The following is a 13301-nucleotide window of genomic DNA, read 5'->3' as shown; positions in this document are numbered from 1 at the left end:
TGAATATGCGTAATTATAATTTCTTGAATCTAATTGCTGTTCCTCCTGCTCCGCCTAATTTTAATTTTAGCGAATCAGACGCTTTTACGGTTGTCTTCGAAATTGCTACTGCTTCGGGATTGTGCTTTTGATCTGTTCCTTCTGCATCAGCATAAATTTGTGCTTCGTAACTTGCATTTTTATCTAGGAAAGAAAGTGAAATTTCAAGTTCTCTTGGGTTTTCATTTGTTATACTTCCTAAAAACCAGTCGGCACTGTTTCTGTCTTTACGAGCCGTTGTGATGTATTGACCAATTTCTCCGTTTAATACTTTTGTATCTTCCCAATCTGTTGGCACATCTTTTAGGAATTGTAACGCTGGTTTTCCTTCGTAGTTTTCAGGAAGATCTGCAAGCATTTGAATTGGAGAATATGTTGTTACATAAATTGCCAATTGCTGCCCAACAGTTCCCTGAATTCTTTTTCCCGGATAACCTTGTTTTACCTCAACATCAAAAATTCCTGGTGTAAAATCCATTGGTCCGGAAAGCAATCTTGTAAATGGAATAATGCTTAAATGATTTGGCGGATTTCCTTCGCTCCATGCATTGTATTCTTGTCCGCGCGCTGCTTCTCTCGAAACCATGTTCGGGAAAGTTCTGCGTTCTCCGGTATCTTTTATCGATTCGTGGTATAAAACGGCTAAATCATATTGTGCCGCTTTTTCTAAAATGTATCTGAAATAATTTACTCCAAACTGCCCGAAATGCATTTGCTTCATATTCAATTTAGAACCTACGTGACCAATTTTTACGGTATGAATTCCTAGTTTTTTGTATAAGGCAAAACCTTCGTCAACTTGTTTTAAGTAATTAATCAGGTTTGAACCTGTTTCGTGATATCCAATTAATTCGATGTTCTTTTTCTTTCCGTATTCCACCACTTTTTCTAGGTCGAAATTGTCGGCATTTTGAGTAAAACTGAACATGTGCATACGGTTTTCATACCAGCCCGGCGTCCAGCCTTTGTTCCAGCCTTCGATCAATAAATGATGAAAACCTTCTTTTGCAGTAAAATCAATATATTCTTCGGCATGTTTTGTAGTTGCGCCTTGTTTGTCGCTTTCCCAAAAAGTATATTTTCCAATGTGCATTCCCCACCAAATTCCTAAATATTTGTATGGTTTGAAATAGCTGTTTGTGTTTTTTAATTTGTTTGGTTCATTCAGATTTAAAATCAAATAAGACATAATTAAATCTGCTGGTTTTTCACCAATTTGAATGGTTCTCCAAGATGAAGTGAAGGTATCTTTTACACGAACTTTAACGCCGTCTGCCCATGGCACTAAATCTGTTTTTAATTGTGTGCCTTCATTGTTTACCAAAGTTGTACTGGCGTAATCGATTAGATTTGCTTCATGAAAACTTAATGCTAATCCGCTTTTACTTTCTATAGTTAATGGAGTCAAAACGGTGTCCAGTTTACTAACCGGAGCCGCTTCAAATAAATATTCGTCACGATTTTCTCTGTTTGCCGGAATCCACCATGCTTTTCCATCTTCTTTTAAATTAAAAGTCGTTTTTTCATCCATAATGAAAATACTGTCTTTTACATTTTGTTTTGGATATACATATCGAAAGGCAACTCCGTCATCAAAAGCCCTAAACTGAATTTCCAGTTTACGTTTGTTTCCTGTTTTTTGCTGTAATTCTACAGATAACTGATTATAGTGATTTCGGATATTTTTCTTTTCTCCCCAAACTTGTTCCCAGGTTTCATCAAAAGTGGAGTTTTTGACATTTTTGATTTCGAAGTTGGTACTAAAATCTTCATTTCCTTTCAATAAAAATCCTAAATCTGATGGTGTAATAATCTCGGTTTTTCCGTGTGAAACGGCATATTTTGGAGCATTTTTTACAAGCTCAAATTTGATTTTATTTTGTCCGTTTGGCGATGCTAGTTCGTATGAACTTTTATTTTTCTGACTGTATCCAATCGAAATTGAAAGTAATAAAGCGGGAAGAATCAGGTGTTTTTTCATGATATTTTTCTTAATTCATTTTTAATAAATCGGGCGTTGCAAAGCTTTCGCCCGATTTAGAAACTCAACAAAAACTTATTTTTATCCTTAGTTGGGATTATTTTTTTAGGCCACAGATTTCACAGATTAAAATGATTTTTTTTAAAATTCTTTGTCTGTTTTTATTCTCGCAGATTTTGCAGATTGAGCCGATTTTAATCTTTTTAATTCTTTTAATTGATTTTAAAAATTAAAAAAATCTGCATGATCTGCTAAATCTGCGAGAGTAATAATCCTTTTAATCTGTGCAATCTGTGGCCTATCTCTTTATTTTATCCACTCTGTTTTAAAAGTGGTTTTTCCGTTTAATGGGTTTGCAGTTACGTCAAAATTGTTTCCGTTTTTGGTCACTTTTATTTCCTGAACGGCAGTGTCATTTGGTAAAAATACTTTGGCTGTCGCCGAAGTTGTTTTGTCACTAGCATATACTTTCAACGTTAATTTACTCCAATCCATGTCTTTTGTAGACTGTGCTAAACCAATGTGAGGCAATGCAGTTCCATCTTTTACCAAAACGACAATTGGCACCTCACCGGCTTTGATTTTATGCCAGCCCGATTGGTATACTTTTTTAGTTTGGTAATCGATCCAAGTTCCTTCCGGAAGATAAACATCTCTTTCTGTTACTTCTTCAAAAAGCGGTGCAACCAAAATACTTGATCCAAATAAATATTCATTATCCACTAACCAGGCTCCCGGATCATTTGGATATTCTACAAATAAAGCACGCATCATAGGTAAACCTTTTTGAGAACTTTCTTTTGCCTGAGCATAGATATATGGCATCAATTCGTAACGCATATTATCTGCTTTTCTAAATCCTTCAAGGAAATCTTTGCTGTATAACCAAGGTTCGCGCGGAGGTTCTCCGTGGCTTCTTACGTGTGAAGTGAACATTCCGAAAGGTGCCCATCTTCTGTATAAATTCTCTGGCGATTTTGTTGCAAATCCTCCAACATCATGACTCCAGAAACTGAATCCGCTTAGACCTAATGAAAGTCCGCCGCGTAATTCTGCCGACATTGCTCCATTTGAAGTTTCGGCATCTCCTCCCCAATGTAACGGATAACGCTGCGATCCTGCCCAAGTACTTCTTGCCCAAATTAAAGTATAACCTTTTTCTTTTTGGGTAATTTCGGCGACAGCTTTATTATATCGTAATGGACATAAATTGTGCTCATAAAAACCTGTTCTTCCTGAATGGTAAATTCCGTCTGGCGGAGCTGCTTCTCCAAAATCAACTTTAAAAACTGAAACACCTTCGTCAAATAATTTTTTCAATTTTCCCTGATACCAGGTTACTGTTTCGGGATTTGAGAAATCTAAAACAGCATCTTCATACGGAAGGTTTCCTTTTCTGTCTCTTACCGCAAGGTTTTTATCCATGATTTCAGGGAACAAAGTATTTTTTGGAGTGAAATAGGGTAATTGCCATAAACATACATGAAAACCATCTTCTTTTAAATCTGACATCATTTTTGTTGCATCTGGGAAACGCGCTTTTGCAAACTCATAATTGTTTCTCCAGTCAACATCAAACCAACCTGTATCAAAATGAATTACATCGGTTGGAATTTTGTATTTGCGTAAATCTTTTGCTACTTCTCTTCCTTCTTTTTCTGAGAAATACGTAATTCGGCTCATCCAAAATCCGAAAGACCAAAGCGGCGGCATAGCAGCTTTTCCGGTTAAATTGGTATATTGATCTAAAACATCTTTTGGCTCTCCAATAAAGAAAAACAAATCGGCTTCGTCGTCACCAATGTACATTTCGTTGGCACTTCCAAAATATTTTCCAAAGTCAACAGTTATTGGTGTTGAATGATGCATGAAAACTCCATAACCACGGCTGCTCATGTAAAACGGAATTGGTTTGTACATGGTTTCATTCTGAATTCCGTTTGCATCATCTGTCCATAAAACAACTTTTTGTCCGCGTTTGTTGAATTGTGTGAATGATTCTCCACAACCAAATATTTTTTCATCTGGCTCTAAGCTGAAAGCCGCCCCCATACTTCTTGAATAATCGCTGTTTCTACGCACATACGAGAATGGAAGTGTTGGCGTATAGGTATTTTTAAAATCGGTATCGTGAAGTGTACTGGTCAGCAATTTTCCGTTTTCATCGTAGATTTTTACGTGCCACGGTTTGGTCAAAATTTCAACTTTTCCATGTTTGCTTATATAACTGTGACCGCCTTCAATTTTAGAATATTTCCATAATTCAGGATGATTTGGCGCAACGCCGTCAACGAGCATTAGAGATTCTTTTTGCGGATGAAATTGCGGTCCCGAAGTGGTTTTTATTCTGATCGTTCTATCAGAAACAAACTGAATTTCGAATGGCAAAACAGGAGATTCTTCATATTCTGTTGTTGGAAATTCGTTTGCTTTTTCTACATCAGGTTTCATCATCATATTGTTGAAGGCCTGACGCGTTTTGTAATTGTATCTCAAATATTTTATAGTTCCTTTTCCGGTTGCCGGATCGAAAGAAGCTAGTTCATCGGCAAAATAAAACGTGTTCAGGTAATTCTGAAAATCTTTGCTGATGTCTATTGGAGCGTTTAACACATCTGCATTTTGGATTTGTGCCGATGCTTTTGGCGTAAGCAGCAATCCAAACATACAGATTGAAAACAAAGTGGTTAGTTGTGTGTTTTTCATTGGTAATATTCTAGATGTTAGTTCTCCTGCAAGGTTTTCAAAACCTTGTAGGTTTGTATTTTTTCTTCTATTTAAAATCTCATTTTATTCATCCTGCAAGGTTTTTCAAACCTTGTAGGTTTTGTGTAGACTTATCTAAAACTTAATTATACCTACAAGGTTTTGGAAACCTTGCAGGAATGTTGACGTTGTATTATTATTCTGTTGTGATTACTATTGTTGCGGGTTTTAATCCTTTTGCTTTTGCGGTTAATTCCACTCTTCCTGTTTTATCTCCAGATTGTACAATAACCAGACATTTTCCAGCCAAAGCAGTATGTTTATTTCCTTTATACGATTCGTGACTTACGGGATCTCCGCTGCAAACGCCTACAATTTTTCCATTTCCTGTTAATGAAAAATTGATTTCGTTATTGGCATTTGGAACCAAAGTTTCTTTCTCATCTAAAATATCTACAGTCACAAACGACAAATCATTTTTGTCGGCTTTAATGGTACTTCTGTCTGCGGTTAGTTTTAATTGCGAAGGATTTCCGGCTGTTTTGATTTCTTTTTCTAAAACTGTTTTTCCGTTTTTACGAGAAATGGCTTTTAGTGTTCCGGCCTGAAAAGGAATTCTCCACATTACGTGTAAATCGTCTCCTTTTTTGCTTCTTTTTCCAACTGATTTTCCGTTTACGAAAAGTTCGACTTCATCAGCATTATTATAGTATGCCCAAACGTCGACAGTTTGTCCGGCTTTCCAGTTCCAATGTGGAAAAACGTAAAGCACGGTTTTGTTTGTCCATTCGCTTTGGTACATATAATAAACGTCTTTTGGGAAACCGGCTAAATCTACAATTCCGAAATACGAACTTACTGATGGCCATTCGTATGGAGTTGGTTCTCCGATATAATCGAAACCTGTCCAGATATACATTCCCGAAAGGAAATCGTGTTTTTTAATGACTTTCCAGGTTGCTTCATGCGTTGAACCCCAAGGCGCCTGAACCTGATCGTAAGCTGAAACGGTGTTTCCGGGATTTCCTTCTGTAAATTTAAGATCCCATCTTACAGGCCATTTTTTTATAGTATCAGAAACAGCATCATAATAACCTCGAGTTTCTAAACCTGAAGTTGTTTCGGTTGCTATAAATGGTGTGTTTGGGAAATTCTTTTGATGATATTCATAGGTTTGATGCGCATAATTATATCCGATAAGATCTAAAATACCTGATTTTGCAATGGCATTAAACTGAACATTCTTCTTTTCAAATTGCAGTGTTACGGCGTCAATATTCATATTTACCGGCGGATTCATTGCTGCTGTAAGCGGGCGGGTTTTATCGTTTATACGAACGATTTCTGCCAATTCTTTGGCAATTTCAACACCTGTTTCATTCCATTGTTCCGGAATTTCGTTTCCAATACTCCATATAAAAATACTTGGGTGATTTCGGTCACGGCGTAATTGATCTGCTAAATCTTGTCTATGCCATTTGTCCCAATCATTTGCATAATCGTATTTGGTTTTGTTTTGTTTCCACATGTCGAAAGCTTCATCCATAACAATGAAACCCATTTTATCACATACATCTAAAAGTTCCGGGGCAGGTGGATTGTGAGAAGTTCTGATTCCGTTTACGCCCATTTCTTTCAGAATTTCTAACTGACGTTCGATTGCGCGCGTATTGATTGCAGAACCCAGAGGCCCTAAATCGTGATGCATGCAGACTCCCTTTATTTTTACTTGTTTTCCGTTTAAAATAAAACCTTTGTTCAAATCAAATTTAAAATCCCTGATTCCGAAATTCGTTTTGTATTGATCAACGATTTTATCATCAACCAAAATTTCGGTAACAGCGGTGTACAATTCCGGTTTTTCAACTGACCATAAAACTGGCGATTCTACTTCTGCTTTTACATTTAGCAATGTGCCGCTTTTTGGAGTAAGCGTTATATATGTAGTGGAGCCTGATGTAACTTTTTTATCTTCCTTATAAATGGTAGTTACTAATGTTAACTTTTTTGATTCTAAATGATCGTTCTGAATTCGAGTTTCAATATTTACCAAAGCTTTTTCAGCAGTAACTTTTGGAGTTGTGACATAAGTTCCCCAATGTTCTACATGAAGTTTATCTGTAGTTTCTAACCAGACATTTCTAAAAATTCCTGATCCTGAATACCAGCGTGAATTTGGCTGTTTTGAATTGTCAACCTTTACAATTATTTCGTTGGTCTTTTCTCCATAATTTAAGTATGGCGAAAGCTCATATTGAAAGCCAATATAGCCGTTTGGACGTTTTCCTAAATAATGTCCGTTTATCCAGACTTCGCTGTTTTTATAAACACCGTCGAAGGTTATTGATATTTTTTTATTTATATCTTCTTTTGATATTTTAAAAGTTTTTTTATACCAACCTAAGCCTCCATTTAGTGATCCACCCCCATATCCAGCTGGGCTTTTCTCATCAAATTTGCCTTCGATGCTCCAATCATGCGGAAGATCTAAGGTTCTCCATTTGGTTGAAGTTCCAATGGTATCTTTATTTGTTAAACTATCATTTAAATGAAAACTCCAGTCTGCATTAAAAGAGATTTTTCGGTTTGAAAAAGTATTTTCTTTACTGCAGGAACTTAATAAAAACATCGCAGAAAAAATCAAAACTGAAAGTCTGCTTAGATATTTAAATGTGGTTTTCATAGATAGTAGTTTTTGTGGTTTGTATAACAAATATAAACATACCGATAGGTGTCTGTATCGATCCCCTACCGGTAGTTTTCTTTTTTATAATTTATTATGGTTTAGGCTTGTAATGAAAAACGATTAAACAAACGCCTTCTCCGGTTCTGCTTTGGTTACGAATAACAGCGAGACGCAATGAATTATCTTTAAGTTCAACCACTTTTACACTGTACCAAATAGCGCAATCTGCATAATAATCTCCACCATACAGCATTTCTACACCTCCATTAAAGATTAATTTATTATTGGCGATTTCAAAACTATATGTTCCTTTTTTGGTTGTCTGCACATTACTGCTAATTGCTGTTTGTTTTACGGTAGTATTGTAACCTCCGTTCAAATCAAAATACATTTCTCCCCAGTCTTTGCTTGGCATGATCCATGAGTTACTTGCATAATCCGGAAACCAGTTCCAGTTGTCTCCAGATGCGGCAGGATAGTCTAAACCTGCCCAGCCAACCGGATCAATAAAATCTAATACCCAAGTTTTACCTGCTACGCCATTAGTCAGCATGGCCCATTTTGGATCGCTGAAATACGTTTCGTCATTTTCTTCAACATTTACTTCTACCGGGGCTGCATCTACAGAACCTCCTCTTGTATAAGCCGTAAAATAAACCGTATACTTTCCTGCAAAAGGAAATGTAATTTGATCTTCACCTTTATTAGAATGTCCTAATTCATTACCATTTCCGTCTACATATCTCCAATATGGAATTACTTCCGGATCTTGATTTTTTAAGATTACAATATTCTTATTTGCGGCATTCTGTGTTACCGAAAACTTAAGTGTTGACGATGTTAAAGTCACTGCTGGCAAACTCTCGCGATCTTCTACCGGCTCGCATGAAAACAGTAGTGAGCTTAGTGTTATGGCAGCTATTAAAATATATAATATACGTTTCATAATAGTTTGTTTTTAGTTAATTACCAACCTGGATTTTGTGAAATAGTACCGTTAGAAAGAACTATTTGAGATTGCGGTAATGGAAACCAGCCTTGCGTTTCTGTTCTAAATGTTACATTAAATTGAGAATCAACATTTGCATTATCAATTTCAGCTTTAGCTACAGCAACTCCTTGTCTGATTAAATCGAAATAACGTAATCCTTCCAGAGCTAATTCTAATTGGCGCTCTTTCATGATTGCAGCTTTATTAAAATTAGCCACTGTTAATCTGTGATTTGTATCTTTAAAAGCTCTGTCACGAACCCTGTTTATATCTGCCAATGCCAAAGCACTGTTAGTTTCTAAATTTAATTCGGCAGCCATTAACAATACATCCGAAAAACGAATAACAGCAAAATCCTGATAGTTGTCAATTTGGAAATTTCCTCCGTTTGCTTCTACAATACTTACTCCTGCATCATTGTTAATTGGGCAGTATTTTTTCCAGGAATATCCTGTGTATTGACGCTGCTCTCTTGCTACCGGATCAAAATTTAAAGGATTTCCTTTATAGCTTTCATTTTTATAATCAATGATTGTTGCATCTCTGCGGGTATCTCCCGGTTCGTAAGCATTATACAATTTAGGCGTAACAGTTGCGCCGCCCCATCCTGTTGCATAAGGACCAATTGCGCCGCCTCGAGGTGCGATATCAACCTGAAAACGATTTCCTTCATTCAAATTCCAGTCTCCTTTTCCTGAACCATTAAAGCGAACAGCCCAAACCATTTCTGTATTATCTTCTCCGGCAAATTTGTCGAAAGATGCTGCTAACCAAAGATTAGCAAAATCAGCAACTAATCCGTGTCCGCTGTTATTCACTACATCATTAATATAAGTAACGGCTTGTGCTTTAGTTATAACTCCTGCTAAATCCGTTTTTTTGTAATAATCAGTGTAGAATAAAAATGTTCTTGCCAAATAAGCTTCTGCAGCCCATTTTGTAATGCGTCCGTAATTAGCATTTCCTGCCTGAGAATAATTGTCATTGTTTAAATTATCTGAAGCGAATTTTAAATCATTTGCTATCAAAGCGTATGTTACCTCAGCCGGTTGTCTTGGCAATAAAAATTCGCTTGCCTTAATAGTATGGTCTAATGGCACAATATCTCCAAACATTTTAGCTGCCATAAAGTGGAAATGTGCTCTTAAAAAACGAGCTTCTGCTTCGTATCTTGTTTTTAAAGCAGTATCAGATCCCCAGTTTACTCTATCCAGATTTTCTAATAAAATGTTGGCTCTGTAAATTCCTAAATAAGCATATTTCCATACATCGGCATTCATTTCTTTATTCGAAACAAATAAAAATCTATCCCATTCGATATCTGTCTGCGCATCGGCAATACCATATCCTCCAAAACAATCATCAGAAGCCTGTTCACTAATCAATAAAGGCCCGCCGTAAGCTTCACGCTGCAATACATCATAAACAGCAATCAATCCTGAATAAGCATCGGCTGGTGTTCTATAAAAATTCTCTTCAACTTTGGTTGTAGAAGGCTCCGTATCTAGAAAATCATTTGAACAAGCTCCTAAAACGAACAAGCTTGAGACAGCTAATAATTTTATATATTTTTTCATCGTTTTCATAATTTAAAAGTTAACATTTAGACCCATCATGTACGTACGAGGCTGTGGGTAATATCCAACATCAATTCCTTTTGCCCACGGTTGTGTTAAGTTACCGTTGCTGTCTCTTGCAGTATTACCAAATCCAATTTCAGGATCCATTCCTTTATATTTTGTAAAAGTGAATAGGTTATTAGCCGCAACATACAATCTGAATTTGCTGAAGAAGTTCAACTTGTTTGTCAATTTTGTTAAATCACAACCAAAAGTTGCATTCTTAATTCTGAAGAAATCAGCATTTTGAACATATAAATCAGAAAACTTCGTGTAATTCCCATTTGAATCTGTTCCGTAAGTAACTCTTGGAACTCTGTTAGAACTTCCTTCTGTAGTCCATCTGTTTAAAACATCTGTAGTATAGTTTGTGTAACCGCGTGTTGGATCATGAATGCCGAAAACATTTTGGTTTCCTGCAACTCCATAAGTATTAACCGTTAAGTCAAATGCTTTGTATGATAAGTCAAAATTTAAACCGTAAGTAAAATCAGGGTTTGGATCTCCAACTTTGGTTTTATCATTAGCATCAATTTTTCCATCTCCATTTAAATCTACAAAACGAACATCTCCAGGCGCTGCACCCGGTTGTGCGCTTGCTGCAACTTCTGCCGCATTCTGAAAAATTCCTGCTGTTTTTAATCCGTAGAAATAACCTATTGGCTGTCCAACCTCAACACGGTTCAACTCATCTGTTCCTTGGAATAATAAATTTGGATCTCCATGAATAATACCTTCGCTGTTTGCAACTCTAAGTACTTTGTTTTCATTGTGCGAAAGATTTGCGTTTACAGCAAAATTCCAATTTTCATTAAATTGAGTATGATAGGCTAAAGCAATTTCAAATCCTTTATTTTGAATATCTCCTCCATTAATATAAGGAGCTGTAGCACCTGCATAAACTGGAATTGATGCTAAAACCAGCCAGTCTTTTGTTTTTTTATCGTAGTAATCAAATGTTAATGAGAAGTTTTTAAACAAAACAGCATCAAATCCAAGATCTAATTGCTCAGATGTTTCCCATTTTAAGTCAGGATTTGAAAGCTGATCCGGGCTTGCACCTGTTTGCAGCGTTTCTGTTCCTGTCCCAAAATGATAGTTTTTATTGTACGAACTAATCGTTGACATATAAGAAAAAGCAGGAATTTGATCGTTACCATTTTGTCCCCAGCTTGCTCTGATTTTTAATGAATTTAAAACTTTATTTTCTTGAAAGAAAGCTTCTTTATCAACATTCCAACCTGCAGAAACTGATGGGAAATATCCATATCTGTTTGAAGCGGCAAAGTTTGATGAACCGTCTCTTCTTAAAGTTGCTGTAAATAAATATCTGTTGTTGAAATCATACAATAAACGTCCGAAATAAGACTGAATTCCATAATCTCCACGATTTCCTTTTACTGTATTTGATGTCTGATCTGTAGCATTACTTAAATAAGCATGAGCAAAATCATCAAAAGTTAAGTTTTTACCCGTTGCTTCCATGAAATCTGACGTGTTTTTTTTGGCAGAAGTACCAACTAATACATCAAAATTGTGAACTCCGTTTAAAGTTCCTTTGTACTGAACCGTGTTTTCAAAAATCCATCCTAAAGATTTAGTTGCATTTTGAGTCACGCTCGAAACCGTATTATTATCATTTGAAGAAAGAGAATAAACCGGTTTGAAAGAACGGTAATTACTATCTGTCATATCAACACCAAAACTTGTTCTGTAAGTGAAATTTTTAAAGAATTTTAATTCTGCAAAAATGTTTCCTACGTAACGGTTTGATTTTGTTTCATTGAAGTTATTATAATACAATGATCCAAGCGGATTGCTGATATCTGCTGAAATAGAAGAATGGGCAAAACCTCCATTGGCATCATAAGCCGCATCAATTGGCGCTGCATTCAAAAAGCTTCTGATGGCATTACTGTAAATTCCCTGATCTGCAACTCCTGAACTTTTAATATTGGCGAAAGAGAAGTTTTCTCCAATTTTCAAATAATTTTCAATTACTTCTGAAGTTGAATTTACATTGAATGTAATACGATCATATTGCGATTGATTTGTCGAACCGCCAATCATACCTTCTTGCCCGTAATAGGATAATCCGGTTGCAATTGTAGATTTTTTATCACCACCGCTAATAGTAAGCGAATGATTTTGTTTTATTGCTCCTTCATTAAACAAATCATCCTGCCAGTCATGATTTGGAAACGCAGCGATTTGTGCCTGCGTATATAATGGCGTTAAACCAGAATTTACACGCGCTTCATTCATAATAGTTGTATATTCCTGTGTATTCAATAAATCCAGTTTTTTAGCTACTTGCTGAAAACCTGTATAAGAATTAAAAGACACGTTCATTTTACCATCTTTTCCTTTTTTTGTTGTTACCAAAATAACTCCATTTGCTGCTCTGGCTCCATAGATAGATCCTGCAGAAGCATCTTTTAAAACGTCAACTCTTTCTATAGAAGAAGGATCAAGATATCCAATTCCGTTATCTACAACAACTCCATCCACTACATAAAGAGGCGTATTATTTCCTGCTGTTCCAACTCCACGAATGTTTACGGCCATTCCCGCTCCCGGCTGCCCAGAAGTTGAAGTAACATTTACACCCGCAGCCTGACCTTGCAAAGCATTTGTAACATCTAAAGTCGCTACCTGCTGAATGTCTTTTCCTGAAACTAATGAAGTTGCGGCAGTATTTACCTTTTTCTTTTGTGTTCCGTATCCGATAACTACAATTTCCTTCAATTCTGCAGTTTCTTCCTGCATGGTAACATTGATAGTTTTTTGAGTTCCCACTGTTACTTTCTGTGTTTTAAATCCAATAAAAGTAAAAACAAGAACGTCTCCTGCTTTTGCCTCTATTTTATAATTTCCATCAAAATCGGTTGCGGCACCAATTTTAGTTCCTTCTACAGAGACAGATGCTCCGGGAACGCCCATTCCGTCAACAGCCGATGTTACAATTCCATTCACAGATCGGGATTGTGCCTGAGCAAAAGCCGACTGCATCATAAATAAGCTAAACAACAGCGTCGTGCAAAACGAGAGCATTGTTGTTTTAATACAATATTTGCTTTTCATAGTAAATAAGAGTTGGTTTAAATTAAGTTAGTTACGTTTATTGTGATCAAAGTGTAAGTTCTTTTTCTCTATAATTTACCTTCTCATTCTAATTCAAAAGTTAGTTTTTTAAAACTTATAGTCATTTTGAATTTATCTTATGGTAAATTTGACTACAAGTGTAAAACTTTTTTTCTATTTTAGCAAAATATTGAG

At 36.1% G+C, this 13301-nt stretch carries 6 protein-coding genes; all 6 read right to left on the bottom strand.

Features of this window, described 5'->3' with window-relative positions; genetic code table 11:
* Nucleotides 1–13: 13 nt before the first annotated feature.
* Complete coding sequence (locus APR43_RS19825; RefSeq protein ID WP_053473422.1) at nucleotides 14–2020, bottom strand: glycoside hydrolase family 97 protein; 2007 nt, start codon at nucleotides 2018–2020, stop codon at nucleotides 14–16.
* A gap of 306 nt (nucleotides 2021–2326) precedes the next feature.
* Entirely contained in the window at nucleotides 2327–4726 is a 2400-nt protein-coding gene (locus tag APR43_RS19820; RefSeq protein WP_053473423.1) for an alpha-xylosidase, read from the bottom strand.
* Nucleotides 4727–4922: 196 nt separating this feature from the next.
* Nucleotides 4923–7409 (bottom strand): glycoside hydrolase family 2 TIM barrel-domain containing protein, encoded by a 2487-nt coding sequence (locus APR43_RS19815; protein WP_053473424.1) that lies wholly within the window; start codon nucleotides 7407–7409, stop codon nucleotides 4923–4925.
* A gap of 94 nt (nucleotides 7410–7503) precedes the next feature.
* Nucleotides 7504–8358, bottom strand: a complete 855-nt coding sequence (locus tag APR43_RS19810) for a hypothetical protein (protein WP_053473425.1) — start codon at nucleotides 8356–8358, stop codon at nucleotides 7504–7506.
* A gap of 20 nt (nucleotides 8359–8378) precedes the next feature.
* The gene (locus APR43_RS19805) at nucleotides 8379–9980 is read right to left on the bottom strand and encodes a RagB/SusD family nutrient uptake outer membrane protein (RefSeq protein WP_053473454.1); all 1602 of its coding nucleotides are present in this window, start codon (nucleotides 9978–9980) and stop codon (nucleotides 8379–8381) included.
* Nucleotides 9981–9992: 12 nt separating this feature from the next.
* On the bottom strand, nucleotides 9993–13106 hold the full coding sequence (locus APR43_RS19800) for a SusC/RagA family TonB-linked outer membrane protein (RefSeq protein WP_053473426.1): 3114 nt from the start codon (nucleotides 13104–13106) through the stop codon (nucleotides 9993–9995).
* Nucleotides 13107–13301: the final 195 nt, after the last annotated feature.

Source organism: Flavobacterium sp. NLM (genome assembly GCF_002210235.1).
GTDB classification, from domain to species: domain Bacteria; phylum Bacteroidota; class Bacteroidia; order Flavobacteriales; family Flavobacteriaceae; genus Flavobacterium; species Flavobacterium panici.
This window is presented reverse-complemented; position numbering and strand designations above follow the sequence as displayed.